A 24,615-nucleotide genomic window follows, 5' to 3' on the forward strand; every position below is an offset into this window, starting at 1 on the left:
GAGACGACGGTGACGATCCGCCCCCTCGGCGGCCTCCGCGGCCGGCGAGGGGGCGGACGCGTTCACGCGCACCGGTCGCGGCCGGCCCCGTCGTTCACGGACGCCACAGGGGGTGCTCCCGTTTCGCCCACTCCCTGCTCACCGTCCCCGTGCGCAGGCCCCGCCGGGCCTCCGGGTCGCCCAGCGCCATGCCGATGTGGCCCGCGAGGACGACGGCGATGGCGAGGGCCAGCCAGTCGTGGACGAAAGTCGCGGCGGTGCGCCAGACCAGCGGGGCGAGATGGGTGAACCACATCGCCAGGCCGGTGCCGAGCATCACCAGGGCGGCACCGGCGATCCAGGCGGCGTAGATCTTCTGCCCGGCGTTGAACTTGCCCGCCGGGCGGGAGCTGTGCCGCCGGTCGCGGCGTGCGGCGGCCCACAGCCAGAGCCGGTCGTGCGGGCCGAACCGGTTCAGCAGCCGCAGGTCGGCGCGGAAGGCACGGAAGGCCAGGCCCACCAGGACCGGGACCGGCAGCGCGAGCCCGGCGCACTCGTGCACCCGGACCACCAGTTCCCGGCGGCCGACCAGTACGGCGAGCTGGGGGATGTAGAGGACGGCCGCGGTCAGCACGCACACCCCCATCAGCGCGGCCGTGGTCCGGTGCACCCAGCGTTCGGCCCGGCTGAAGCGGCGCAGCCGGGCGGCCGGGCGGGCCGGGCGGGCCGGGGCGTCAGCCGGTGGGTTCATCGGTGCGTCCGTTCGAGCGGCCGACCCAGGCGTCCACGTCGTAGCCCAGGTTCTCCCAGTAGCCGGGCCGCACCCGGTCGGTGACGGTGATGCCGGAGAGCCACTTGGCCGACTTGTAGAAGTACATGGGGGCGACGTAGAGGCGGACGGGGCCGCCGTGGTCGTGGCCGATGTCCTTGTCCTGCATGCGCAGGGCGACCAGGACGTCCGGGCGGCGGGCCTGGGCGAGGGTGAGGCTCTCGGTGTAGGTGCCGTCGAAGCAGGTGAAGCGCAGGGCCCTGGCGGTCGGGTGGACACCCGCGGCGTCCAGCAGGTCCGAGAGGCGCACGCCCTCGAAGGGGGTGCCGGGCACCCGCCAGCCGGTGACGCACTGGACGTCCTTGACCAGCCGGGTCTGCGGCAGGGCGCGCAGGTCGGCGAGGGTGTAGGTGCGGGGGTGGTCGACCATGCCGCCGATGGTGAGGCGGTAGTCGGTGGCGTTCTTGGCCGGTACCGACGCGGCGACGGAGTAGTAGCGGAAGCCGCCGCCGTTGGGGAGCAGGCCGCTCAGGCCCGTGGGGTCCTTGCCGGCGAGGGACTCCAGGCCGCGTTGCAGGGCGGGCGCCGTGAGCACGCCGAGGGCGCCCAGGCCGAGGGTGCCGAGGAAGACGCGGCGGCCGACGGGGGTGCCGCCGCGTTCCTCGGGGGATTCCGGGTTCACCCCTTCATTCGAACACCGGGGGCGGCACCTGACCAGGGCTTCCGGACGCTGGTCAGGGTTTCGTAAGGACTCGTGTCCGCGGCGCGGCGCTCAGACCGTCACCGGCAGGGCGCGGGCCCGGGCGGTGCGGAAGGCGAGCCAGGGGTCGCGGTGCGGGTAGCACCAGGGGACACGGGTGGCGTGCGGGCCGATGCGCCGGAACAGGACGGCGGCCTCCGCCGGGCGGCCCGCGGCGGACAGGGCGAACGCGAGGTGGTTGAGGTCGATGTGCCGGCGGGGGTGCTCGTCGTGCTCCCACTCCAGCCACCAGTCGAAGCCGGCCCGCAGGATCCGCCGGGCGCGCGGCCCGGTCCAGTGCGCCGAGGCGGTGGGGTCGGCCGGGGCGAGACCGGTGGCGGCGAGCACCCGGTGGCGCTCGGCGAGGGCGACGACCGGCAGGACGGCCAGCGGGGAGTCCGCGGGGGCCGCGGCGGCGGCCGCCTCGGCGAAGTCGTACACCTCGTGGGCCTCGGCCCGGCCGCCCGAGGGACGTTCGGCGAGGCGGGCGACGAGCAGGTGGTGGGCGTGGTGGTGCTCGGGGTGGCGGCGGCGCACCTCGGCGAAGGCGGCCAGCACCTCGGTGTCGGCGCCCTGGGTGCGGGCCAGCCGGAGCAGGCCGAGCCAGGGGGTGGGGTCGGCGGGGGCGAGCGCGGCGGCCCGCGCGCAGGCCTCGCGGGCCCGGCCGGGGTCCTCCCGGCCGCGCAGGGCGCGCCGTATCCGGGCGAGGGCGAGCAGGGCGGCGGCGTCGGCGGAGGCGGGTTCGGCCTGGAGCCAGTCCCGGGCCCAGGCGGCGGCGTACGGCTCGCGGGCGAGCACGGTCAGCCGGTGGCCGCGGCGGTCCCAGTCGTCGCCGGTGCGCAGCAGCAGGGAACGGGCGGCCTGTCTGCGGCCCTGGACCAACGCGGCGCGCGCGGCGCGTAGTTCGGGGTCGTCGAGGGCGTCGTCGTAGGCGCCGTGGGCGGCCGGGGCGGTGGGTCCCGACCGGTCCGTGCGGGCCCGGCGGGCGACGAGCAGGGGCGGGAGTGGTGACACCGCGGGACTTCCTGTTTCTCGGGCTGCCATCGGCCGATCACACACAGCAAACCCGCAGGCCAAGGCTTGCGTCAAGTGGAACGCGCCTGTTGATGCGTTCAACTACCGCGCGTGCCAAGGAAATTGGGGTATACGAACCGGAGGGCGCCGTCGGGCGGCCGCACTCCGGACGGACTCCGGGCGTGCGGCTGTGGCGTACGCCATGGCGCCCCGCGTCCGCGGCGCCGACCATGGCGGGGCAACCGCCCGTTTACGGGTCCTTCCGGGGCAATGCCGTCCCGGGAGCGCTACAGTCGGCCCCTACGCGTCCGTGGTCCGGCCGGATGATCGAGGTACGCAGCGTGTCCGTTCTGGTTCTCCTCCTCGCCGTGAGCGCGGCCTGCTGTCTGGGCCTCGGCTTCGTGCTCCAGCAGAACGCCGCGCAGCAGGCGCCGCTGAGCGACTTCCTGTCGTTCCGGCTGCTGCTGGACCTGATGCGGGTGCCACGCTGGCTGGGCGGGCTCGGGCTGATGGTGGCCGGCATGGTGCTGGGCGCGGTCGCCCTCGGCAAGGGCGAGATCTCCCTGGTGGAACCGCTGCTGGCCACCAACCTGCTGTTCGCGCTCGCGCTCTCGCGCCACCAGACCAAACAGCCGCTGGGCCGCCAGGGTTGGGCGGGGCTGCTGCTGCTCGCGGGCGGGGTCAGCGCGTTCATCATGGCGGGTGAACCGCGCGCCGGCACCGCCATCGCCGATCCGCTGCGGCACTGGCTGATCATCGGCCTGGTGGTGGGCGTGGCGCTGGCGCTCACCGCGTACGCCAAACGCTCCCGGCTCAGCTGGGGCCCGGTGCTGCTGGCCCTGGCGGCCGGGCTGCTCTACGGCGTGCAGGACGCGCTGACCCGGGTGAGCGGCACCCTCTTCTCCGACGGCGGCTTCGGGGAACTGTTCACCAGCTGGCAGCCGTACGGGGTGTTCGCGTGCGGGGTCACCGGACTGGTGCTGGTGCAGAGCGCGTTCGAGACGGCGCCGCTGCGGATGTCGCTGCCCGCGCTCACCGCGGCCGAGCCGCTCGCCGGGATCCTGTGCGGGGTGGGCTTCCTCGGCGACCGGCTGCGCACCGACACCGGGGCGCTGGCCTGGCAGGCGGCCGGGCTCGCGGCCGTGGTCGCGGGCATCGTCCTGCTCGGGATGCACCCGGCGATGCCGTGCGGCGCGACGGAGGCGGAACCGCCGGCCCGCGACCTCCAGCGCCGCTGACCGGCCGCCCTGACCTACGGCGCAGTGACCTCCGGCGCCGTGACCGGCCGCCGTGACCTTCCGGCGCCGCCGAACGGCCGCCGTTGACCGCGCCCGTGTTTGGATGAGGTCATGAATCCTGCTGACGAGATCCTCGACATCGTCGACGAACACGACCGGGTCGTCGGGCAGTTGCCGCGCGGCGAGGTGTACGCCCGGGGGCTGCGCCACCGCTGCGTCTTCATCCAGGCCAGGGACGCGGCCGGGCGGCTGTTCGTGCACCGGCGCACGGCGACCAAGCTGGTCTTCCCCTCGCTGTACGACCCGTTCGTCGGCGGGGTGGTCGGCGCGGGCGAGTCCTACGACGAGGCGGCGCTGCGGGAGGCCGAGGAGGAGCTGGGGGTGTCCGGACTGCCCCGGCCCACGTACCTGTTCACGTTCCTCTACGACGACGGGGCCGGCCGGTCCTGGTGGTCGGCGGTGTACGAGGTGCGCTGCGAGCTGCCGGTCGACCCGCAGAAGGAGGAGGTGCAGTGGTACGGCTTCCTCACCGACGAGGAGGTCGAACGGCGGCTCGACGAGTGGGAGTGGGTGCCGGACGGGCTGGCGGCGTACCGGCGGCTGGCGGAGTTCCGGGCCGCCGGCGGCTGATCCCGCGCGGCCCGGCGGGGCACCGGGCGCGCCGTGGCCCCGGTCACGTTTCCCGCCATGTTCGCCGTACGCACTGGACGACATACCGACCGGTCGGCATCATGAGTCGCGTCCTGTCAGACCGTTCGTTGGAGTGACTATGAGCGCCGACCACCCGCCCGGACTCGACCTGGACCGGCTGCGCCTCCTGCTGGAGCGCGAGCGCCCGGGTCTGGTGCGGGGCCCCCTCGGCGGACGGCTGATCGAGGGCGGCCGGTCGAACCTCACCTACGCGCTCACCGACGGAACCTCGCGGTGGGTCGTCCGCCGGCCCCCGCTCGGCCATGTGCTGGCCACCGCGCACGACATGAAGCGCGAGCACCGCGTGATCAGCGCGCTGCACCCCACCTCCGTGCCGGTCCCCGCCCCGGTGCTGCTGTGCGAGGACGAGGAGGTGCTGGGCGCGCCGTTCTACGTGATGGAGTTCGTGGAGGGCACCCCGTACCGCACCTCCGGGCAGCTGGCCGCGCTGGGCGAGGAACGCGTGCGCAGCGCGGTGCTGTCCCTGGTGGACACGCTGGTCGAGCTGCACGCCGTGGACCCCGCCGAGGTGGGCCTCGGCGACTTCGGCCGGCCCGAGGGCTATCTGGACCGGCAGCTGCGCCGCTGGGGCAAGCAGCTGGACGCCTCCCGCAACCGCGACCTGCCCGGCATCGACGAGCTGCACGCCACCCTGGGCCGCCGGCTGCCCGCCTCCCCCGCGCCCGCCGTCGTGCACGGCGACTACCGCCTGGACAACGTGCTGATCGGGGCCGACGACCGGATCACCGCGATCCTCGACTGGGAGATGTCCACCCTCGGCGATCCGCTGACCGACCTCGGTCTGCTGGTGATGTACAGCCGCAGCCTCGACGTGCCCGACTCGCCCGTGGCCACCACCGCCGAGGCGCCGGGACACCCGGCCCCCGCGGAACTCGTCGAGCGGTACGCGGCCCGCTCCGGGCGGGACGTCTCGGCCGTCTCCTGGTACGAGGCGTTCGCCTTCTTCAAGCTCGCCGTGATCGTCGAGGGCATCCACTACCGCTACACCCTCGGCCAGACGGTCGGCCGCGGTTTCGACCGCATGGGCGCGCTCGTGCCCGTCCTCATCGACCACGGACTGACCACTCTTCAGGAAGGCTGACCGTCATGGACTTCGCGTTCGACGCGCGCACCGAGGAACTGCGGGCCAGGCTGCTCGCGTTCATGGACGAGCACGTGTACCCGGCCGAGGCGGTCGCCGAGGAGCAGCGGGCCGCGCTCGACTCGCCCTGGCGGACCCCGCCGGTGGTCGAGGAGCTCAAGGCGGAGGCCCGGCGGCAGGGTCTGTGGAACCTGTTCCTGCCCGACGCCGAGTACGGCGCGGGGCTCACCAACCTCCAGTACGCGCCGCTCGCCGAGATCACCGGCCGCTCCCCGCAGCTGGCGCCCACCGTGACGAACTGCGCCGCGCCCGACACCGGGAACATGGAGGTGCTGGCGCAGTTCGGCAACGAGCAGCAGAAGAAGCAGTGGCTGGAGCCGCTGCTGGCCGGCGAGATCCGCTCGGCGTTCGCGATGACCGAGCCGGAGGTGGCCTCCTCGGACGCCACCAACATCACCACCCGGATCGAGCGGGACGGCGACGAGTACGTCATCACCGGCCGCAAGTGGTACATCTCCGGGGCGATGAACCCGGACTGCCGGATCTTCATCGTGATGGGCAAGACCGACCCGGACGGCGCGGACATCCGCCGCCAGCAGTCCATGGTCCTGGTCCCGCGCGACACGCCCGGCGTGACCGTCCGGCGGGCCATGCGGGTGTTCGGCTACGAGGACCACTTCCACGGCGGCCACGCCGAGGTGGTCTTCGACCGGGCGCGGGTGCCGGTGACCAACCTGATCGGCGAGGAGGGCGGCGGCTTCGCCATCGCGCAGGCCCGGCTCGGCCCCGGCCGGATCCACCACTGCATGCGGCTGATCGGCATGGCCGAGCGGGCGATCGAGCTGATGTGCCGCCGGGCGGTCTCCCGTACGGCGTTCGGCAAGCCGCTGGCCCGGCAGGGCGTGGTGCAGAACTGGATCGCCGACGCCCGGGTGACGGTCGAGCAGCTGCGGCTGCTGGTGCTGAAGACGGCCTGGCTGATGGACACCGTCGGCAACCGGGGCGCGCACACCGAGATCCAGGCCATCAAGATCGCCACGCCGCGCGCGGTGGTCGCCATCCTGGACCGCGCCATCCAGCTGCACGGCGCGGGCGGTGTGAGCCAGGACTTCCCGCTGGCCGAGATCTACGCCGCCGCCCGCACCCTGATGCTGGCCGACGGCCCCGACGAGGTCCACCAGCGGTCGCTGGCCCGGCGGGAGCTGAAGAAGTACCTGTAGGGCCGCACGTCCGGACCGGGCCCCATCGGGGTGGCGTTCGTGCCCGCGCCCTCGGGGAGCGGGCCGGGCTGCCGTGTGTGCGCGTACGGCAGCCGGAGCCCGGTCGTACCGTCGTCCCGGCCGGGCGCGGGGGGACGCCGAGGGACCCGGCGGCCCGGGCCCCCGGTCCGTCATCTCACGGGCGCAGCGCCCGCAGCAGCAGGTCCGCCAGGTGGTCGGCGACCTGCTGGGGGGTGAGGGGGCCGTCGGGGCGGTACCAGGTGGACAGGTGGTGGACCGAGCCGAAGTGGTAGTCCACGACCAGGTCGGCCGGGGTCGCGGTGGAGAAGACGCCCGCCTGCTGGCCCTCCTCGATGAGCGCGCGGAAGCGTTCGTGGTAGCGCCGCCGCTCGGCCCGTACCTGCTTGTACTTCTCCGGGCTCAGCTGGTGCATGGAGCGGAAGAAGATCGAGGCGTCGTCCAGGTTCTCGATGGTCGACACCACGACGTCCGCCGCGGCCCCCCGCAGCCGCGTCTCCACGGGCGCGTCCATGCCGGCGAAGTGGTCGAGCCGCTCCTGCTGGACACGCAGCATCCGCGCGTAGATCTCGTGCAGCAGGTCGTCCTTGGAGCCGAAGTAGTGGTACAGCGCCCCCTTGGTGACGCCGGCCGCCTCCACGATCTCCTGCACGGAGGTGCGGTCGTAGCCCTGCTCCGCGAAGAGCCGGGTGGCGGCGGCCAGGAGCCGCTGCGGAACAGGGGCTCCGTCGCCGTCCGTCGTCCTGGGCACTGCCGCCACCTGCCTTCCGTGAGGTCACTTGTTCTCGTGCTGTCCGCCGCCGGTCCGGGAACGCAGTTCCCGACGGAGGATCTTCCCACTCGCCGTCTTGGGCAACTCGGGCAGGATCTCCACCTGGCGCGGATACTTGTAGGCCGCCAGTCTCTCCTTGCAGTACACCGCGAATTCGTCCGGGTCCGCCGAGGCCCCCGGACGGAGGCTGATGTACGCCTTGACGGTCTCCCCGCGGTAGCCGTCGGGCACCCCCACGACGGCCGCCTCGCGCACCGCCGGGTGGGTGTAGAGGACGTCCTCGACCTCGCGCGGCCACACCTTGAACCCGGCCGCGTTGATCATGTCCTTCTTGCGGTCCACGACGTAGAGCCAGCCCTGCGGGTCCATGAACCCGATGTCGCCGGTGCGCAGCTCGCCGTCCGGGAAGGTCTCGGCGGTGGCGTCCGGACGCCGCCAGTACCCGGGGATCACCTGGGGTCCGCGCACCGCGATCTCGCCCTGCTCCCCGAACGGCACCTCCGCGCCCCGGTCGTCCACGATCCGCACCACCGTGTCCGGGCCGGGCAGCCCGACCGCGAGGGTCCCGGAGACGGGGTCGACCGGTGCCTCCAGGGTGGTCGGCACGGAGGCGCAGGGGGCGGTGCACTCGGTGAGGCCGTAGCCGTTGCGGATGTACGCCCCGAACCGCTCCCGGAACCGTTCGACCAGCGCGGGCGGCAGCGGGGCGCCGCCGGAGCCGAGGTGCGCGAAGGAGGAGAAGTGCTCCGGGGTCGCGTCGGGGTGGGCGGCCAGCGCCATGTAGGCGGTGGAGGGGCCGACCGTGAAGTGCGGGCGGTGCTCGGCGAACGCCTCCAGGACGACGCCCGGGTCGAACCGGTAGGCGAGCACCAGGGTGCCCGCGCTGCTCAGGCAGGCGCCGAGCTCGCAGACCATGCCGGTGATGTGGAACAGCGGCGCGAGCGCGAAGTAGACCGGTCCCGGCGGGAGTTGGAGCCCGATGCGCTGCCGTTCCGCGTTGTACATGATGTTGCGGTGGGTGTTGGTGGCGCCCTTGGGGGTGCCGCTGGTGCCGGAGGTGTAGCTGATCAGCGCGATGTCGTCCGGTCCCGGGTCCCGGCCCTCGGGCGCCGGTTCGCCGTGCCGGGCCAGGGCCGTCAGGTCCTCGGCGTCGGGGGCCTGCGGCAGCCGCTCGAAGGACAGCACCCGGGCGTCGTCCTGCGTCTGGAAGTCCCGCTCGCACGCGGTGAGCACGATCCGCACCGGCGAGCCGTCGGCCGTCTGCCTGAGGTACGACTCCCACGCCCGCTGCGAGCAGACCAGCGCGGCCACCTCGGCGTCCCGCAGCACATGGGTGACCTCGGCCGACTTGTACATCGGGTTGACCGGCACCACCACGGCGCCCGCCTTCCAGGCACCGAGCAGGGCCAGCACGAAGTGCGGGGAGTTCTGGAGCAGTACGGCCACCCGGTCGCCGCGCTCCAGTCCGCGCGCGGCGAGGCCGGCGGCGACGGAGTCGGTGAGCCGGTCCACCTCGCGATAGCTCAGCCGGCCGTCGAAGTAGCTCAGGAAGGTGCGCTCGGGCGCCTCGGCGACCGCGGCGCGCAGGGCGTGCACCAGCGAGTCGGCGGGGTCGACGGGGGCGCGCTGGGCCTCGTCGAGCAGGGCCAGCCAGGGCTTGGCCGCGTAGCGGGACTCGCTCACGACACCACCTCCACCTTCTGCTGGATCTGGTTCATGCCGGCCAGCCAGCGCTCGGGGTCCGCACCGCGCGCCCGGTAGCGTTCGGCGGTCTGCGCGTGCGGCAGGATCAGGAAGCGGTCCTCCTCGATGCCCTGGAACAGCGCGTCCGCCACGTCCTCCGGCTCGATCGCGGTGGGCGCCAGCACCACCTCGCCGGCACTGCCGCTGGCGGCGAGCATGTCGGTGCGCACGCCCTCCGGGCAGATCGCGTGCACCTTCAGACCGCGGTGGCGGTACGTCAGGGACAGCCACTCGGCGAAGGCGTAGGCGCCGTGCTTGGTGACGCTGTAGGAGGGGGCGCCGACCATGCTGAGCAGCCCGGCCGCGGAGACCGTCGCGACGAACCGGCCGCTGCCCCGCTCCAGCCAGTGCGGCAGCAGCGCGTGGGCCGCGCGGACGTGCGCCATCACGTTGACGTCCCAGGTCAGCGCCCAGGACTTCTCGTCCAGCGACGCGTGGAGGTCACCGTCGGCGAAGGCGACCCCGGCGTTGGCGCAGTAGACGTCGACGGTCCCGCCGAGCGCGTCCCGCGCCTGCTCGACGACGGCGGAGGCGTCCCCGGGCACGGCGACGGCACCGATCTCCCCGGCCACCGCCGAAGCCTTCGCGACGTCCAGGTCGTTCACCACGACCCGTGCCCCCGCCGCGGCGAACCGCCTGGCGAGGGCGGCCCCGATGCCCCCGCCCGCCCCGGTGACGACCACTCCCGCATCCTGCATGGCATGCACCATCGGTCTCCTTACGACACGACGCGACTCGGCTCAGCGCGGTCAGACTAACCGGTCGGTATGTGTGAAGGAAGGGCTGCCGCACCAACCTCAAAGGGGTGGCGGGCAACCGCGCCACCCGCCCCACACGGCCCGCACCTTCCGCACGGACGGAGGCACCCCTTGCCGCTCTCCCGAAGAAACCTCCTGGCCACGGCCACCCTGGCGGCCGTACCGGCCCCGCCACCCCCGCACGGCCGCGCGGTATCGCGCACCGGCTTCGAGGTGCTCGCGGCCGACGGCTACCGGCTCCTCGACGGCCGGAAGACGGGCATCGTCACCAACCCCACGGGCATCACCAGGGACGCCCGGCACATCGTCGACGTCATGCACGAGGATCCCCGTGTCCGGCTGACCGCGGTCTTCGGCCCGGAGCACGGCTTCCGCGGCACCGCCCAGGCCGGCGGCTCCGAGGGCCGCTACGACGACCCGGAGACGGGGCTGCCGGTCTACGACACGTACCTGAAGAGCGGGCGGGCCCTCGCCGACGTCTTCACCGCCTCCGGCGTGGACACGATCGTCTTCGACATCCAGGACGTGGGCGCGCGTTTCTACACCTACATCTGGACGCTGTACGACTGCATGGAGGCGGCCGCGCTCGCGGGCAAGCGCTTCGTGGTGCTCGACCGCCCGAACCCGGTCACCGGCCGCGAGGCCCGGGGCCCGGTGCTGCACAAGGAGTTCGCCACGTTCGTGGGCCGGCAGCCGATCGCGCAGGCGCACGGGATGACCGTCGCGGAGCCGGCCCGGCTGTTCAACAAGGAGTTCCTCGCCACGCCGGTCCCCCTGGAGACGGTCCGGATGACGGGCTGGCGGCGCTCGGACTTCTACGACGCCGCCGGGCTGCCCTGGGTGCCGCCGAGCCCCAACATGCCCACCCCGGACACGGCGTTGGTGTACTCCGGCACCTGCATGTTCGAGGGCACCAACCTCTCCGAGGGGCGGGGCACCACCCGGCCGTTCGAACTGCTCGGCGCCGAGGGCGTCGACGGCCGCTGGGCGGCGGCCGTGAACGAACTGGGACTGCCCGGAGTGCGGTTCCGGGAGGCGTACTTCGCGCCCACCTTCTCCAAGTTCCAGGGGACCACGGTCGGCGGGGTGCAGGTCCATGTGACCGACCGGGCCGTCTACGACCCGGTGCGCACCGGGATCGCGCTGCTGGTGACCGCGCGGAAGGTGTGGGAGGGGTTCGCCTGGCGGCCGGACGACTGGATCGACAAGCTCACCGGATCGGACCGGGTGCGCACGATGATCGACGCGGGCGCCGGCACCGACGAGGTGGTGGGCGCCTGGCAGCGGGAGCTGGCCGCGTTCCGGCGGACGCGGGAGGAATACCTCCTGTACGGGTGAACCACGCTCCATGGTTAACTTCGCTGCGTCGCGGAACAATCACAGTACGTGACGTTTCCGCGGGGCGAGGGAGCCTGACATGGCGGATCCTGGGATGAGCGTGTCTCCCTACTGGGAGCTGACCTTCGACACGAACGGGGACGTGGACCCGTCCGAACGCGATCGCCTGCTGGCCCAGGTCACGGAGCGCGGCGTCCGTGACCTGGTCGTCTTCGCCCACGGCTGGAACGAGGACCGCTCGGCCGCGACCGCCCTCTACCGCCGCTTCTTCGCCCCGTTCCCGGGCCTCGCGCCGCACGCGCGCCTCGGGTACGTCGGGGTGGTCTGGCCGTCGATGCGGTTCAGCGACGAGCCGATCCCCGACTTCCCGAAGTCGGTGGTGGCGACCGAGGCGGAGGCGGCGCCCGGCCCGGCGCTGGACAAGGACACCCGGCGCGCGCTGCTCGCGGTCTTCCCCGGCCGGGCGTCCGCCCTCGACCGGTTGGCCCGGCTGCTGGACGAACGGCCGGAGGGCGACGCCGGGCCGGCGGAGTTCGGGCGGCTGGTGCGGCTGCTGCTCGACGGCGCGGAGCGGCCCGCCGCGGACACCGACGAGCCGGGGCTGCCGGCCGTGTTCACCGAGGACCCGGCCACCGCCTGCGCGGAGTTCGCGGACGCGCTGGGCGCGGTCGCGGCGCCGGGCGGTGCCGAGGGGTTCAGCCTGCCGAACCCGTGGGACGGCGCCAAGGAGCTGCTGCGGCAGGCGGCGTACTACACGATGAAGGGGCGCGCCGGGACCGTCGGCGAGCATGGACTCGGGCCGCTGCTGGGCAGGTTGGCGGCGAAGGCGCCCGGGGTGCGGGTGCATCTGGTCGGGCACAGCTTCGGCGGCCGTCTGGTGTCGTTCGCGCTGCGCGGGCTGCCGTCGGCGGTGCGCACGGTGAAGTCCGTGACCCTGCTCGAAGGCGCCTTCTCGCACTACGCCTTCGCCCGGCGGCTGCCCGACGACCCGCACCGGTCGGGAGCGCTGAAGGACCAGCAGCTGCGCGTCGACGGCCCGTTGGTGTGCTGCTACTCCCGCTTCGACGCGGCCCTCGGCACCTTCTATCCGCTGGCCGCACGGCTGTCGGGGGACGACCGGTCCTGTCTGGGCAACGAGATCGCGGCCGTACTGGGCCCCCGCTGGGGCGCGCTGGGCCACGACGGGGTGCAGTCGGTGCCCGGCACGGTCGCGCTCGATCTGGCCCGTGCCCTCGCGGGCGGGCTGCCCGCGTCGGGGTGCGTGAACATCGACGCGGCCTCGGTGGTCCGCCGCGGCGGACCACCGGCCGGGGCGCACAGCGACATCCTCCACCCCGAACTGGCCCGGGTGGTGCTGGCGGCGGGCCGGGTCACCTGACCCGCCGCCGGCACCGGTCGGACGGCCGGGGGTCACCGGTGCGCGGTGTACTCCACGACCTGCTGGTAGGTCGGCCGGTTCTGCCAGCTGATGTTGCCGTGCTTGATGCCGCCCAGCGTGCGCTGGACGATCGAGTCGGCACACCACTGGTCGCCCGCCGAGCAGAGACTGTCGCCCGGGTAGACCTGGGCGGCGGTCATCCCGGCGGCCTGCTTCAGGGTGCTGATCAGGGTGTCCCGGCAGGCGCCGAGGTCACCGCCGCCGCAGTACTTCCCGGCGAGCGGACCCTGCACGTTCTTCCCCAGCACCGACCGGATGTCCTTGTCGACATAGCTCCACCAGCCGTACTGGAAGGAGCTGCCGGCGTGCGAACCGGTCGGGCCGTGCCCGGCGGACGGCGCCTCGTCGACGGACAGGTTGCCGGTGAACGCGTCGTACAGATCACTGCCGAGACCGGGCTGGAACTCCGCCTTGACCAGCAGCGGCCACCAGGCGTCCAGGATGCGGATCGCGTCGGCGTCGGCGTAGGTCTTGGAGCCGGCGGAGGTCTCGGTGCGCCCGGCGCCCGCGCTCACCCACGCCTGGAGCTTGCTCACCGCGCCGGCGGCGGTGGAGTCGGTCACCGGCGAGGAGTTGATCACCTGGAGCAGTTCGGGCAGCACGTCCTCGGCGCGCAGATCGCTCACGCCCGCGGACGCCATGGCCTGCACCAGCTGGGTGCGGGTCACCCCGCCGGCCGCGACCAGCTTCTTGACCCGGTCGTCCAGCAGATTGCCGCGGTGCACGGAGCCGTCGCCCCAGGAGGCGGTGGTGTAGTCCTTGGCCTGCTTGTTGTTCCAGGAGACGTAGTAGTCCTGGTCGATCGAGTTGGGGTGGGCGGAGGGCGGGGTGTAGTCGGCCGTGTTGGTGTCCGGGGTCCAGCCGCGCCACTCGTACGCGGGCTGCGCCCACACCGGGAACTCGGGGTCGACGCCGTCCGCGCGGACCGGGTTGTCACCGCTGTTGTAGTAGGCGGTGTGCTGGGAGTCGGCGTAGAACCAGTTGAAGGTGAAGTTGATGTGCTGGGTCGCGCTCTGGAAGTCCTGGGGGCCCTTGATGTAGCCGGGGTCGTTCAGCATCTGGAAGCCGATGATGGAGTCGACCTCGTGCAGATAGGAGGAGCGCAGGGTGGTGTAGGCGACCTTCTTGCCGCCGACCGTCGCCCGGTACTCCACCGGTCCGTACTTGGTGCGCCACACCCGCATGGTGTACGAGCCCGCGGCGGTGCCGTCGGCCAGCGTGGGCGACCAGGAGTTCTTCTGCTCGACCTTGTCCATCGCGGTGCAGGTGCCGTGGTACAGGTAGTGGTAGTCGTCCTGACACAGCTCGACGGCGTAGGTGTCGATGATGTCCTGGCCGGATGTGGTCGCGCTCCAGGAGTAGTCCTGGCCGCGGCCGAGTTCGACGTACATGCTCAGGCCCGCGAAGGAGGCGCCGCGGGCGCTGATGCCGGGGCCCTGGATCTCCTGGAGCATCAGCAGCTGCGGGGCGAAGTAGCCGGTCTGCGGGCCGAAGACGGCGATCGGATGGCCGCTCGCGGTGTGCTTGCCGCTCACCACGAGGGCGTTGGACATGCCCCGGTGGGCGGAGCCGAGCGTGGCCTTGGCGGCGGTCCTGGACATGGTCCGGGCGGCGGAGGTGCCCGCGCTGCCGGTGCGGTCGTACACCAGCGGCTCCTGGGTCACCGAGCCGGCGTCGGGCAGCGCCTCGCCCTTGGCGGTGGCGGGCTTGGTGCCGTACGGGAAGCTCCGGCCGTCGTGGACGGTGAGCACGGCCTCGGGGTCGTTGCGCTCGCGGAAGGACTCCCAGACCTTGGTGCCCTCCTCGACGCCGTACTTGTTCTGGGCGGCCATCAGGGAGAGGGCGTTGTCGACCTCGCCGCCGCCGCCCGAGCCGAAGAGGGAGCCGATGACGGAGGCCAGCGCCACCAGGTCGGTGATCTTGAAGTGGTCGATGGTGCCGGCGTTGGTGACGGCGTCCTTGTGGCCGGTCAGGTCGTACTCGCCGGGGAAGTAACGGCCGCTGTCGGAGGCGTCGATGTAGGAGTTGATGCCGTCCAGGTAGGCGTTCGCGTCGGCGAGGGCCTGTTGGCCGCGGGCGCCGTTGCCGGCCACCGCGCGGTCGATCTGCGCCTGGAGGTCGGCCTCGGTGTAGGGGGCGTTGCGGTAGAACTCCTGCTCCAGGCCCTGGTTGGCGGCGGCACCGCCCGCGAAGGAGGTCAGCTGGCCCCGGCCGACGTGCCGGAAGACGTCCATCAGCCACAGCCGGTCCTCGGCCGCCGCGTACCCGGCGCCGAACTCGGTGCCGTAGCGGGTGGTGCCGGTGATGTGCGGCACCCCGGTCTTCTTGTCGCGCACGATCGTCACGTCGCCGCGCCCGTTCGGCTTCTCGGTCGAGGCGACCTGGTCGGACGGGACGCCGAAGGAGGCGTCGTTGAAGAAGCTGTTGATGGTCGAGTCGGACAGCTTCCGGTAGCCGGTGGCCAGGTCGGCGTACGGCCCGAGCTGGTCCTCGGCGTGCGCGGGCTGGGTGCCGAAGGCCTGGTTGAGCAGGATCTGCCCGAGGGTGGCGTTGCCGTTCTCGCCGGGCGGCAGGATGTCCGAACACTGGCCGCCGCAGTAGTCGTTGGACGCGGCCGCGGTGGCGGCTCCGGCCGCGGTCTGGGTGAGCGGGGAGAGAAGTCCGGCTATCAGTACGCATACCGACGCGGACTTCAGGAACCCGGGGAGTCGGCGGAACGTTCTCACTCCGTCAAGGGCGATACGTGGGGTTCGCCGTGGCATGGCGGCTCCTAGCGAGTGGGGTGCGCGAACGTTACCGCCGGTATCCCCCAAGTTGAAGATGAACATGCGTCACTTTTTCGGGGGCAGTGGGAGGTCCCCGGAAGGAACCACGCGAAGAGATGGAGCCGAAGCGCCTGTCGATACGTCTATCAGGCGACGTCCGTACGACGACGCCGAACTGACCGGAGTACAGGTGCAGGTGTGACGGAGGTGCAGGGCGATGGCCGGTTTCCGGAGTCTGGCGAGACAGGTACGCGATCCGGGCTGCGATCTGGCGCTGCGGCGCTACTCGCTGCGCAAGTGCCTGGAGAAGTTCGCCCCTTACGGGCATCGGGCGACATGGGACCACCTGTGCGCGCGGGCCGGGTTCGGCCCCGAGGACCGCTCCCCCGATCCGGCGCGGCTCGTGGCCGCACTGGAGGAGCTGGAGGAGGCCCGGTCCGTCTGGCTCGCCTACGAGACCGACTTCACCGAGCGGCGCCGCCGGGAGAAGCACGACGGGCTGCGCCGGCCGGGCAGCGTGGACGACTGGCACCGGCTGACCTGGGGCGGCTTCGGCGTCGCGTGGTGCGACGACCCGCGGGTCCACCCCTCCGCCCCGCTGGCCGAGGTGCTGCGCCGGCTGATCGCCGCGCTGGAGCGGGAGCCGGGGTCGTGCTGCCCGGTGTGCGGCGCCGACCGCCTCGTGTGGAAGTACGGCCTTGACCACGAGCCGTCCTCCGGCCCGGTCTGCACGGACTGCGGGATACTCGTGCCGCTCCCGGTGCTCTCCGCGCGGGCCGTGGACCACGCCCGGCGGGGCCGGCTGCTGATCTCCGCCTGACGGTACGGAACTCGATCAGGGGGTCGCGCAGGGGATGCCGCACCCCCGCGCTCCGCTGCCGCGGGGGGCCGTCGGGCCCTTGCCGGTGGGGCGGTTGCCGGCGGGACGCTTGTCGGTGGGACCTGGCACCATCGGGTCATGGTGCAGGTGTGTCTCAACGGGAGGCGGACGCCCGAGGACGGCACGGCGGTCCCCATGTCCCCCGAGGACATGGCGCGCTCCGCCGCGGACGCCGTCGCGGCCGGGGCCACGGAGATCCATGTCCATCCCAAGTCGCCGTGCGGTCACGACAGTCTCTCCCCCCGCGTCCTCGCCCCGACCCTCCGGGCGCTGCGCGCCCGCGTCCAGGTCCCGATCGGCGTGACGACCGGCGCCTGGGCCGAACCCGACCCGGCCCGCCGCCTGGACCGCGTCCGCTCCTGGACGCTCCTGCCCGACTTCGCCTCGGTCGACTGGCACGAGCCGGGCGCCGAGGACCTCGCGCGACTGCTGCTGGAGCGTGGCGTGGCCGTCGAGGCGGGCATCCGGTCCGGCACCGGTGCCGCGGCCCGCTTCGTCGCCTCCCCGCTCGCCCCCAGGGTGCTGCGCGTGCTGGCCGAGGTGACGGACCCGGACCCGGCGACGGCGCGGAACTCGGCCCGCTCGCTGCTGACGGAGCTGGGCGACCGCCACGGCCGTCCGGTCCTCCTGCACGGCGAGGAGGGCGGCGCCTGGCCGCTCGTCCGGCTGGCCGGCCGCCTGGGGCTGGCCACCCGCATCGGGCTGGAGGACACGCTGTACCTGCCGGACGGCGAACGGGCCGCTTCCAACGCGGAGTTGGTGGCCCACGCGCTGCGCACGCGACGGTAGCGGCGCGGAATTCGCGGGCGGGTCCGCCGTCACTTCCCCTGCGGGCGCTCCGTCATCAGCCGCGAGCCCGCGCGCCGCTCCCCGAAGACGTCGTCCGGGTTGGACAGCACACAGGTGTCCAGGGACAGGCAGCCGCAGCCGATGCAGTCGGTCAGGTGGTCGCGGAGGCGGTTGAGCTGGGTGATGCGCTCGTCGAGTTCGGAGCGCCACGCCTGCGACAGCCGCGCCCAGTCCTCCCGCGTCGGCGTCCGCTCCTCCGGCAGCTCGGCCAGCGCCGAGCGGATGGTGGCGAGCGGGATGCCGACCCGCTGGGCCGCGCGGATGAACGCCACCCGGCGCAGGGTGTCACGGCTGAAGCGCCGTTGGTTGCCGCTGGTGCGGCGGCTGCTGATCAGGCCCTTGGCCTCGTAGAAGTGCAGCGCGGAGACGGCGGCGCCGCTGCGCGCGGACAACTGGCCGACGGTCAGCTCATGGATCTTCTCGGGAATCTGGGGCACCCCGCACAGCCTAGTGAACGGTCCCGTTGACATCCCCCCGCCCCCCGACCATGCTAAGCAGTTGCTTAGGAATGCGAGCGAGAGGTCGGGAACATGGCAGAACCGAGGATCTTCACCTCCCCCGCCGAGCTGAAGGCGGCCGTGGGCGAGCAGCTGGGGTACACCGACTGGGTGGAGGTGGACCAGAAGCGGATCGATCTGTTCGCCGAGGCCACCGGGGACCACCAGTGGATCCACGTGGACCCGGAGAAGGCCGCCGCGGGGCCGTTCGGCGCGACCATCGCGCACGGCTACCTCACCCTCTCCCTGCTGCCCCTCTTCGGGCCGCAGCTGATGTCGGTCGAGGGCGTGAAGATGGGCGTCAACTACGGGACGAACAAGGTCCGCTTCCCCGCCCCCGTGCCCGTGGGCTCCCGGCTGCGCGCCACCGCGACGATCACCGGGGTCGAGGACGTCACCGGCGGCGTCCAGGTGACCGTCGCCTTCACCGTGGAGCGCGAGGGCGGGGACAAGCCGGTGTGCGTCGCGGAGTCGGTGTCCCGGTACTACCTGTAGCCTTCGGGGCCTACTTCGACCCGACCATCCGCAGCACCAGGTCGGCGTAGAGCTCGCCGACCTGCTCGGGCGTCCGTGGCCCGTCGATGTTGAACCAGCGGGCCACGTCGATGCAGAGCGACAGCACGGCGAGCGTGGTGCCCTGGACGTCGAGCACGTCGAACTCGCCCGCGGCGACGCCGTCCTCGATGATCCCGCGCACCTCGGCGTCGACCTGCCGGCGCAGCGCCAGGATCTCCGCGCGGGCCTCGGGGCCGAGGGCGTCCAGCTCGTACTGCACCACCCGGGCGGTGGTGCGCCGGCCCGCGTGCCAGCGGACGAAGGAGCTGACCGCGTCGGCCAGCCGCGCCCTGGCACTGCCCTCGCGGCCGGCCGCCGTGCGCAGGATGTCCAGCGCCTTGTCGTGGCCGATGCGGCTGATCCGGTGGAGCAGCTCTTCCTTGGTCTTGTAGTGGATGTAGAGCGCGGCCGGGCTCATGCCGGCGCGGCCCGCGATGTCCCGGGTCGTCGTCGCGTGGTAGCCGCGCTCGGCGAAGGCCTCCACGGCGGCGACCAGCAGCCGCCGGGCCGCGTCAGGGGTGACCTCTTCCCACGGCTCGGCCTCGCCGCCGGTCGTCTCCTCCGCCGTACTCATCGCTCACTAGCCCCTCTCGGTGACAGGAGCACCACCATACCGCCGACGGTGAGCGAGCGCTTAGCGCAGCAGCCCACAGGGCCGCGGCGGGTCAGAGCTTCTCCGCGAAGGGGTCGTGCTCCGCGAGCAGCCTGTCCAGCCGGGCCTGGTCGACCCGGCTGACGATCTGCCCGGCCTCCTGGCGGTCCCGGATCACCTTGGCGAGGGTGAAGGCGGAGGTGACGAGGTACAGGACGGCGATGGCCAGGAAGGCCCGCACCCAGGCGTCGGCGTTCAGCCGGAAGATGCCGATGGAGGTGGCCACCATGGCGACCGCGAAGGACGCGACGGCCTGACCGTGGAAGGCGGCCGTGCTCTGCTGCTTGACCGGTGTGTCACTCATGACCGAAAGCATCGGCGGACGTGGCCCGCGCCACATCCGCTCGGCTACTCAGTCCCGGTACTCAGAACGCCGAGATCCCGGTCAGGGAACGGCCGATGAGAAGCTTCTGGATCTGGCTGGTGCCCTCGTACAGGGTCATCACCCGGGCGTCGCGCAGGAGTTTGCCGGCCGGGTACTCGTCGATGTAGCCGTAGCCGCCGAAGACCTGGAGCGCGTTGTTGGCGGCGCGGACGGCGGCCTCGGAGGCGAACAGCTTGGCCTTGGAGGACTCCACGGCGAACGGCTCGCCGCGGTCGATCAGATCGGCGACCCGCCAGGTCAGCAGCCGGGCCGCGTCCACATCCACGGCGATGTCGCTGATCAGCTCCTGCACCAGCTGGTGCCGGGCGATCGGGGCGCCGAACTGCTCGCGCTCGCCCGCGTAGGCGACGGCCGCGTCCAGCGCGGCCTGGGCTATGCCGACGCAGCCCGCGGCGACCGACATGCGCCCCTTGGCGAGCGCGGACATGGCCACCGAGAAGCCCTTGCCCTCCGGGCCGAGCATCGCGGAGGCGGGCACGCGCACGTCCTCCAGGACGAGTTCGGCGGTGGCCTGGCCGCGCAGGCCGAGCTTGCCGTGGATGGCGCGGCGGCTCAGGCCGGGCGTGTCGGTGGGCACCAGGAAGGCGCTCACGCCCTTGTGGCCCGGGGCGTCGGTGGAGCGGGCGAAGAGCAGGACGACGTCCGCCCAGGTCCCGTTGGTGATGAACATCTTGGTGCCGTTGACGACGTACTCGTCCCCGTCGCGCACGGCCCGGGTGGTGAGGTTGCCCGCGTCGGAGCCGGTGCCGGGCTCGGTGAGGCCGAAGCAGCCGACGTACTCGCCCGCGGTCAGCCCCGGCAGCCAGCGCCGCTTCTGCTCCTCGTCCCCCCAGGCGGCGATCGTCTTGGCGACGAGGCCGAGGGAGACGGACACGATGCCGCGCACGGACGAGTCACCGCGGCCCAGCTCCTCGGTGACCAGGCAGTACGCGAGGTGGTCGCCGCCGGAGCCGCCGTACTCCTCGGGGACGGTCAGCCCCAGGAAGCCGACGTCGCCGAGCTTCTTCACGATGCCCCGGTCGACCTCCTCGGCGCGGTCCCAGGCGACCACGTGCGGGGCGATCTCACGCGCCACGAAGTCCCGCGCGAGCCGCCGTACGGCGGCCTGCTCCTCGCTCAGCTCCAGGTTCACCACGCGATCACCCCAACATTTAAATTAGCAGTGCTAGTTTACAGCCGCAGCCCTACTATGTGCGCCATGGCCCGACCGCGCAAGCCCCTGCTCAGCACCGACCGGATCGTCCAGACGGCCCGGGAACTCGTGGACCGGGAGGGCCTGGCCGCCGTCTCCACCCGCCGGCTCGCCGCCGAACTCGGGGTGAGCGGGCCGTCGCTGTACAACCACTTCCGCACCAAGGACGAGATCCTGGAGGCGGTCGCCGACTCGGTGAGCGCGCTGGTCGACCTGTCGATGTTCGAGGACGGCCGCGGCTGGCGGACCGCGCTGCACGACTGGGCCGTCTCCTACCGGGCCGCGCTGCGCGCCCACCCCAACATCGTCCCGGTGCTCGCCCGCGGACCCGGGCGCCGGCCGGCCGCGCTGCGGGTGGCCGACGCGGCGTACGGCGCGATGGTCGACGCGGGCTGGCCGCCGGCGCAGGCCACGTCCATCGGCGCGCTGATGCGGTACTTCATCATGGGCTCGGCGCTCGGCTCCTTCGCCGGCGGCTTCGTGGACGACGCCAGCGCGTACGACCCGGCCGACTACCCGCACCTCGGGCAGGCCCATCTGCTCGCCGAACAGCAGGAGAAGATCGACGAGCGGGCGTTCGAGACCGGACTGACGGCGCTGCTGGACGGGCTGGCGCGGCAGTACGAGCTGCTCCGGCAGAACGCGTAGCCCGGACCCGGACCCTTCGGTGCCGGCCGAAGGGTGCCCGGCGCATCCTGGACGGCATGAGCAGGATCAGGGATCCCCGGGCGGCCGGGCTCGCGGCACTGGCCGCGCTGATCGCGGACGAGACGCGGGCCGCGTGTCTGCTGGCGCTGCTGGACGGCCGGGCCTGGACGGCGGGCGAGCTGGCCCGGCACGCCGGGGTCGCCGCGTCCACGCTGAGCGAGCATCTGGGCAAGCTTGTCGCGGGCGGGCTGCTCGCACAGGAGCGGCAGGGCCGGCACCGGTACGTACGGCTGGCCGACGCGCGGGTGGCGACGCTGGTGGAGGACCTCGCGGCGCAGCTGCCCCCGACGCGGGGGCGGCGGCCCGTGCGCACCCTGCGCGAGGCGAGCGCCGGGTCCGCGATGGCGCGCGGCCGTACGTGTTACGACCATCTCGCCGGGCGGCTCGGCATCGCGCTCACGGACGCGCTGACCGAGCGGGGACTGCTGCGCCAGGACACCGGTTTCGCGCTGACGGAGGCGGGGCTGGCGTGGTTCGCCGCCGCGGGCATCCCGCTGGACGGCGGCGGGCGCCGCCCGCTGGCCCGGGCGTGCCTCGACTGGACCGAGCGCCGCCCCCACCTGGCGGGGGTGGCGGGGGCGGCGCTGTGCCGGCACGCGCTGGCCGCGGGATGGTGCGAGCGGATCGGGAGCGAGCGGGCGGTCCGGGTGACGGGGACGGGCGAGCGCGAGCTGTCCGCGCTGCTCGGCGTCCCGCCGGACGCGCTGCGCTGACTGCCGTACGCCGCCCGCCGATTCCGGCAGACCGCCCGCGGACCCCCGTACACCGCCCGCGCCCCCGTCCGTCAGAACACGACCAGCGCCCGGCCGCCCTTGCCCACCCGCATGTTCTCGAAGGCCCCCGGGATGTCCGCCAGGCCGATCCGCTCGGTGACCAGGGCCGACAGGTCCAGCCGGCCCGTACGGACGTGGTCCGCGAGGACCGGGACGTCACGGGCCGGGTCGCTGTTGCCGTAGACGCAGCCGGAGAGCGTGCGGCCCCAGTGGAAGAGTTCCAGGGCGTTGAAGGTGACCTGCTGGTCCTTGCCGCCGATGCCGACAACCGTCGTGCGGCCGCCCCGCCGGGTGGACTCCCAGGCCGCGCGGATGCTGACCGCGCGCCCGGCGCACTCGATGGCGACGTCCACGCCCTGGTCGCCGGTGAGCGCGCGGATCTCGCGCGGGGTGGCGGCCGAGGCGAGGACGTAGTCGGTGGCGCCGGCCGCGCGGGCCAGGGCTTCCTTCTCGGGGGTGACGTCGACGGCGATGATCCGGGCCGCGCCCGCGATCCGCGCCGACTGCAGGGTGGCGAGCCCGACCCCGCCCGCGCCGAACACGGCGACGGTCTCACCGGGGCGGACCCGGGCGCTGTGGTGGACGGCGCCGTACCCGGTGAGCACGGCGCAGCCGAGGAGCGCGGCGTCCGTCAGCGGCACGCCCTCGGGCAGCGGCAGCACGGCCGCCGCCGGGACGACGGTCTCCTCGGCGAACGCGGCCACGGTCAGGCCGGGATGCAGTTCGGTGCCGTCGGCGGTGCGGGCGTACACCTCGGCGGAGCCGTTGAGGGCGTTGGCGCACAGCCAGACCTCGCCGAGCCCGCAGGCGTGGCACTTCCCGCAGGACGGCGCCCAGTTGAGGACGACGGGCGCGCCGGGCGAGACATGGGTGACGCCCTCGCCCACGGCGACCACCGTGCCCGCGCCCTCGTGCCCGAGGACCGCCGGGACCGGCACGCGCATGACGCCGTCGGCCAGGGACAGATCGGAGTGGCACACCCCGGCGGCCGCGAGACGGACCCGGACCTGGCCGGGGCCCGGGTCGGGCAGCTCGATGCCGGTTATCTCCAGGGGCGCCCCGACGGCGGGCAGGACAGCGGCTCGTACGGCCATGGCGGGTGAACTCCCTCAGAACTGGAAGGACTTGGTCTGGAGGTACTCGTCGAGGCCGTGGCTGCCGAGTTCCCGGCCGACCCCGGACTGCTTGTAACCGCCGAACGGCGCCAGCGGGTTGAACCGGCCGCCGTTGATGTCGACCTGCCCGGTCTCCATCCGCCGGGCGAAGGCCACCGCCTCGGCCTCGTCGCCCGCCCAGACGGCACCGGCCAGACCGTACACCGTGCCGTTGGCGATGCGCAGGGCGTCCTCCTCGTCGGCGTAGGGCAGGACGCAGAGCACCGGGCCGAAGATCTCCTCCTGGGCGATCGTCATCTCCGGTGTGACGTCGGCGAAGACGGTCGGGCTGACGAAGTAGCCCTTCTCGCGCGGGGACTCGGGACCGCCGACGATGAGCCGGGCGCCCTCGGCGACGCCCTTCTCGATGTAACCGCGCACCCGGTCGCGCTGCTTGGCGCTGACCACGGGCCCGATGCGGTCGCCGTACTTGGCGGCGGCGGCCCCGGCCAGCTCCACGGCCTGCGCGTACCGGTCGCGGTGGACCAGCATCCGGGTCCAGGCGCTGCACGTCTGGCCGGAGTTGTTCATGACGTTGGCGACGCCGACGTTCACCGCCCTGGCGAGGTCGGCGCTCGGCAGGATCACATTGGCGGACTTGCCGCCGAGTTCGAGGGCGACCCGCTTCACCGCCCCGCCGGCCAGCGCGCCGATCCGGCGGCCCACCGCGGTGGAGCCGGTGAAGGAGACGAGGTCCACGTCCGGGTGCTCGGCGAGCGCCTGCCCGGCGACCGGCCCGAGACCGGTGACCAGGTTGAACACGCCCGCGGGCACGCCCGCCTCGTGCACCGCCTCGGCGAACAGCTGGGCGGTGACCGGGGTGTCCTCGGCGGGCTTGAGGACCACGGTGCAGCCCGCGGCGAGCGCCGGGGCGACCTTGGCGACGATCTGGTGGAGCGGGTAGTTCCAGGGGGTGATCGCGCCGACCACGCCGACGGGCTCGTGCAGGACGGTGGAGTTGCCGACCTTCTCCTCGAAGGGGCGGCTCGCGGCCAGTTCGGCGTAGGAGCCGGCGACCGCGATGGGGACGGCCGCGTGCACCGCCTGCGAGAAGGCGAGCGGCGCGCCGAGTTCGGCGGTGACCGTCTCGGCGATCTCGTCCTTGCGGGCCGCCAGGACGTCCCGCAGGGCGGACAGCCGGGCCGCGCGCTCGGCGGGCGGGGTGGCGGCCCAGCCGGGCAGGGCCGCGCGGGCCGCGCGCACGGCGGTGTCCACATCCGCGGCGCCGGCGGCCGGGACCCGGGCGATGACCTGCTCGTCGGCGGGATTCACGACCTCGATCACCTCGTCCGGGTGCCCGGCGGGGCGCCACGCTCCGTCGATGTAGAGACCGTCGTGTGCCTTCATACCGCTTCCTCCCGGCGTTCGCCGCACTGGACCCCGCCCA

At 73.2% G+C, this 24,615-nt stretch carries 24 protein-coding genes; 11 read left to right on the top strand and 13 right to left on the bottom strand.

What is annotated here, in order from left to right:
* Positions 1–94: 94 nt before the first annotated feature.
* The 3 genes from ACSP97_RS08460 to ACSP97_RS08470 all read right to left on the bottom strand — a co-directional run bounded on the left by ACSP97_RS08460 (position 95) and on the right by ACSP97_RS08470 (position 2,501).
* Positions 95–730, bottom strand: a complete 636-nt coding sequence (locus ACSP97_RS08460; protein ID WP_355328243.1) for a cytochrome b/b6 domain-containing protein — start codon at positions 728–730, stop codon at positions 95–97.
* Complete coding sequence (locus ACSP97_RS08465) at positions 714–1,430, bottom strand: molybdopterin-dependent oxidoreductase (RefSeq protein WP_355328241.1); 717 nt, start codon at positions 1,428–1,430, stop codon at positions 714–716. The genes ACSP97_RS08460 and ACSP97_RS08465 overlap by 17 nt, the downstream gene beginning before the upstream one ends.
* A 90-nt stretch (positions 1,431–1,520) precedes the next feature.
* On the bottom strand, positions 1,521–2,501 hold the full coding sequence (locus ACSP97_RS08470; RefSeq protein ID WP_355152864.1) for a hypothetical protein: 981 nt from the start codon (positions 2,499–2,501) through the stop codon (positions 1,521–1,523).
* A 341-nt stretch (positions 2,502–2,842) separates the two neighbouring features.
* Here ACSP97_RS08470 and ACSP97_RS08475 point away from each other — a divergent pair, with 341 nt between their 5' ends.
* The 4 genes from ACSP97_RS08475 (at position 2,843) to ACSP97_RS08490 (ending at position 6,751) form a co-directional block, all read left to right on the top strand.
* The gene (locus ACSP97_RS08475) at positions 2,843–3,739 is read left to right on the top strand and encodes a DMT family transporter (RefSeq protein ID WP_070028031.1); all 897 of its coding nucleotides are present in this window, start codon (positions 2,843–2,845) and stop codon (positions 3,737–3,739) included.
* Between the two features lie 111 nt (positions 3,740–3,850).
* Positions 3,851–4,369: an NUDIX hydrolase gene (locus ACSP97_RS08480; protein WP_355152866.1), complete on the top strand. Its 519-nt coding sequence runs from the start codon at positions 3,851–3,853 to the stop codon at positions 4,367–4,369.
* 139 nt (positions 4,370–4,508) lie between these two features.
* Positions 4,509–5,531 carry a phosphotransferase family protein gene (locus ACSP97_RS08485; protein ID WP_355152868.1) on the top strand — a complete coding sequence of 341 codons (1,023 nt, stop codon included), beginning with the start codon at positions 4,509–4,511 and terminating at the stop codon, positions 5,529–5,531.
* A 5-nt stretch (positions 5,532–5,536) separates the two neighbouring features.
* Entirely contained in the window at positions 5,537–6,751 is a 1,215-nt protein-coding gene (locus ACSP97_RS08490; protein WP_355152870.1) for an acyl-CoA dehydrogenase family protein, read from the top strand.
* A 175-nt stretch (positions 6,752–6,926) separates the two neighbouring features.
* Here the strand turns inward: ACSP97_RS08490 and ACSP97_RS08495 are convergent, their stop codons facing one another.
* Genes ACSP97_RS08495 through ACSP97_RS08505 form a run of 3 tightly spaced genes read right to left on the bottom strand, consistent with a single transcriptional unit; the run spans position 6,927 to position 9,994 of the window.
* Entirely contained in the window at positions 6,927–7,520 is a 594-nt protein-coding gene (locus ACSP97_RS08495) for a TetR/AcrR family transcriptional regulator (protein WP_180331784.1), read from the bottom strand.
* 24 nt (positions 7,521–7,544) lie between these two features.
* Positions 7,545–9,224 (bottom strand): class I adenylate-forming enzyme family protein, encoded by a 1,680-nt coding sequence (locus ACSP97_RS08500; protein ID WP_440556971.1) that lies wholly within the window; start codon positions 9,222–9,224, stop codon positions 7,545–7,547.
* Positions 9,221–9,994, bottom strand: a complete 774-nt coding sequence (locus ACSP97_RS08505; protein ID WP_355152874.1) for an SDR family oxidoreductase — start codon at positions 9,992–9,994, stop codon at positions 9,221–9,223. Before ACSP97_RS08505 ends, ACSP97_RS08500 begins: the two co-directional genes overlap by 4 nt.
* Before the next feature lie 159 nt (positions 9,995–10,153).
* Between ACSP97_RS08505 and ACSP97_RS08510 the strand changes: the two genes are divergently transcribed.
* Positions 10,154–11,380, top strand: a complete 1,227-nt coding sequence (locus ACSP97_RS08510; RefSeq protein ID WP_440556974.1) for an exo-beta-N-acetylmuramidase NamZ family protein — start codon at positions 10,154–10,156, stop codon at positions 11,378–11,380.
* 79 nt (positions 11,381–11,459) lie between these two features.
* On the top strand, positions 11,460–12,758 hold the full coding sequence (locus tag ACSP97_RS08515; RefSeq protein ID WP_440556976.1) for a serine-threonine protein kinase: 1,299 nt from the start codon (positions 11,460–11,462) through the stop codon (positions 12,756–12,758).
* Positions 12,759–12,790: 32 nt separating this feature from the next.
* On the opposite strand, the gene ACSP97_RS08520 is transcribed toward ACSP97_RS08515, so the two are convergent.
* Positions 12,791–15,580 carry a penicillin acylase family protein gene (locus ACSP97_RS08520; RefSeq protein ID WP_440556978.1) on the bottom strand — a complete coding sequence of 930 codons (2,790 nt, stop codon included), beginning with the start codon at positions 15,578–15,580 and terminating at the stop codon, positions 12,791–12,793.
* Positions 15,581–15,800: 220 nt separating this feature from the next.
* Here ACSP97_RS08520 and ACSP97_RS08525 point away from each other — a divergent pair, with 220 nt between their 5' ends.
* Together ACSP97_RS08525 and ACSP97_RS08530 are read left to right on the top strand one after the other, a co-directional pair.
* On the top strand, positions 15,801–16,403 hold the full coding sequence (locus ACSP97_RS08525) for a hypothetical protein (protein WP_440556980.1): 603 nt from the start codon (positions 15,801–15,803) through the stop codon (positions 16,401–16,403).
* A 138-nt stretch (positions 16,404–16,541) separates the two neighbouring features.
* Positions 16,542–17,252 carry a 3-keto-5-aminohexanoate cleavage protein gene (locus ACSP97_RS08530; protein WP_440556982.1) on the top strand — a complete coding sequence of 237 codons (711 nt, stop codon included), beginning with the start codon at positions 16,542–16,544 and terminating at the stop codon, positions 17,250–17,252.
* 29 nt (positions 17,253–17,281) lie between these two features.
* On the opposite strand, the gene soxR is transcribed toward ACSP97_RS08530, so the two are convergent.
* Positions 17,282–17,749, bottom strand: a complete 468-nt coding sequence (soxR, locus tag ACSP97_RS08535) for a redox-sensitive transcriptional activator SoxR (protein WP_355328231.1) — start codon at positions 17,747–17,749, stop codon at positions 17,282–17,284.
* A 93-nt stretch (positions 17,750–17,842) separates the two neighbouring features.
* Here soxR and ACSP97_RS08540 point away from each other — a divergent pair, with 93 nt between their 5' ends.
* Positions 17,843–18,304, top strand: coding sequence for a MaoC family dehydratase (locus ACSP97_RS08540; protein WP_440556984.1), 462 nt, complete (start codon positions 17,843–17,845; stop codon positions 18,302–18,304).
* A gap of 10 nt (positions 18,305–18,314) precedes the next feature.
* Here ACSP97_RS08540 and ACSP97_RS08545 read toward each other — a convergent pair whose 3' ends face one another.
* The 3 genes from ACSP97_RS08545 to ACSP97_RS08555 all read right to left on the bottom strand — a co-directional run bounded on the left by ACSP97_RS08545 (position 18,315) and on the right by ACSP97_RS08555 (position 20,533).
* Positions 18,315–18,938, bottom strand: a complete 624-nt coding sequence (locus tag ACSP97_RS08545) for a TetR/AcrR family transcriptional regulator (RefSeq protein WP_355152889.1) — start codon at positions 18,936–18,938, stop codon at positions 18,315–18,317.
* 91 nt (positions 18,939–19,029) lie between these two features.
* Complete coding sequence (locus tag ACSP97_RS08550) at positions 19,030–19,320, bottom strand: YiaA/YiaB family inner membrane protein (protein WP_355152891.1); 291 nt, start codon at positions 19,318–19,320, stop codon at positions 19,030–19,032.
* Positions 19,321–19,381: 61 nt separating this feature from the next.
* Positions 19,382–20,533, bottom strand: a complete 1,152-nt coding sequence (locus tag ACSP97_RS08555) for an acyl-CoA dehydrogenase family protein (RefSeq protein WP_355153015.1) — start codon at positions 20,531–20,533, stop codon at positions 19,382–19,384.
* A gap of 66 nt (positions 20,534–20,599) precedes the next feature.
* Between ACSP97_RS08555 and ACSP97_RS08560 the strand changes: the two genes are divergently transcribed.
* Positions 20,600–21,241, top strand: coding sequence for a TetR/AcrR family transcriptional regulator (locus ACSP97_RS08560; protein ID WP_355152893.1), 642 nt, complete (start codon positions 20,600–20,602; stop codon positions 21,239–21,241).
* 56 nt (positions 21,242–21,297) lie between these two features.
* Positions 21,298–22,014 (top strand): ArsR/SmtB family transcription factor, encoded by a 717-nt coding sequence (locus ACSP97_RS08565; protein ID WP_355328227.1) that lies wholly within the window; start codon positions 21,298–21,300, stop codon positions 22,012–22,014.
* A 71-nt stretch (positions 22,015–22,085) separates the two neighbouring features.
* On the opposite strand, the gene ACSP97_RS08570 is transcribed toward ACSP97_RS08565, so the two are convergent.
* Positions 22,086–23,168, bottom strand: coding sequence for a Zn-dependent alcohol dehydrogenase (locus tag ACSP97_RS08570; RefSeq protein ID WP_355530381.1), 1,083 nt, complete (start codon positions 23,166–23,168; stop codon positions 22,086–22,088).
* 15 nt (positions 23,169–23,183) lie between these two features.
* Entirely contained in the window at positions 23,184–24,575 is a 1,392-nt protein-coding gene (locus ACSP97_RS08575) for an aldehyde dehydrogenase family protein (protein WP_355152898.1), read from the bottom strand.
* Positions 24,576–24,615 lie beyond the last annotated feature (40 nt).

Origin of the sequence: Streptomyces sp. SCPE 10 (assembly GCF_051980735.1) — a bacterium.
GTDB classification, from domain to species: domain Bacteria; phylum Actinomycetota; class Actinomycetes; order Streptomycetales; family Streptomycetaceae; genus Streptomyces; species Streptomyces misionensis.

Coding starts and splice junctions, on each gene's coding strand:
- ACSP97_RS08460 (WP_355328243.1), bottom strand. CDS start 730: ATGAACCCACCGGCTGACGCCCCGGCCCGCCCGGCCCGCCCGGCCGCC.
- ACSP97_RS08480 (WP_355152866.1), top strand. CDS start 3,851: ATGAATCCTGCTGACGAGATCCTCGACATCGTCGACGAACACGACCGG.
- ACSP97_RS08485 (WP_355152868.1), top strand. CDS start 4,509: ATGAGCGCCGACCACCCGCCCGGACTCGACCTGGACCGGCTGCGCCTC.
- ACSP97_RS08490 (WP_355152870.1), top strand. CDS start 5,537: ATGGACTTCGCGTTCGACGCGCGCACCGAGGAACTGCGGGCCAGGCTG.
- ACSP97_RS08505 (WP_355152874.1), bottom strand. CDS start 9,994: ATGGTGCATGCCATGCAGGATGCGGGAGTGGTCGTCACCGGGGCGGGC.
- ACSP97_RS08515 (WP_440556976.1), top strand. CDS start 11,460: ATGGCGGATCCTGGGATGAGCGTGTCTCCCTACTGGGAGCTGACCTTC.
- ACSP97_RS08520 (WP_440556978.1), bottom strand. CDS start 15,580: ATGCCACGGCGAACCCCACGTATCGCCCTTGACGGAGTGAGAACGTTC.
- ACSP97_RS08525 (WP_440556980.1), top strand. CDS start 15,801: ATGGCCGGTTTCCGGAGTCTGGCGAGACAGGTACGCGATCCGGGCTGC.
- ACSP97_RS08530 (WP_440556982.1), top strand. CDS start 16,542: ATGGTGCAGGTGTGTCTCAACGGGAGGCGGACGCCCGAGGACGGCACG.
- ACSP97_RS08540 (WP_440556984.1), top strand. CDS start 17,843: ATGGCAGAACCGAGGATCTTCACCTCCCCCGCCGAGCTGAAGGCGGCC.
- ACSP97_RS08545 (WP_355152889.1), bottom strand. CDS start 18,938: ATGAGTACGGCGGAGGAGACGACCGGCGGCGAGGCCGAGCCGTGGGAA.
- ACSP97_RS08550 (WP_355152891.1), bottom strand. CDS start 19,320: ATGAGTGACACACCGGTCAAGCAGCAGAGCACGGCCGCCTTCCACGGT.
- ACSP97_RS08560 (WP_355152893.1), top strand. CDS start 20,600: ATGGCCCGACCGCGCAAGCCCCTGCTCAGCACCGACCGGATCGTCCAG.
- ACSP97_RS08565 (WP_355328227.1), top strand. CDS start 21,298: ATGAGCAGGATCAGGGATCCCCGGGCGGCCGGGCTCGCGGCACTGGCC.
- ACSP97_RS08570 (WP_355530381.1), bottom strand. CDS start 23,168: ATGGCCGTACGAGCCGCTGTCCTGCCCGCCGTCGGGGCGCCCCTGGAG.
- ACSP97_RS08575 (WP_355152898.1), bottom strand. CDS start 24,575: ATGAAGGCACACGACGGTCTCTACATCGACGGAGCGTGGCGCCCCGCC.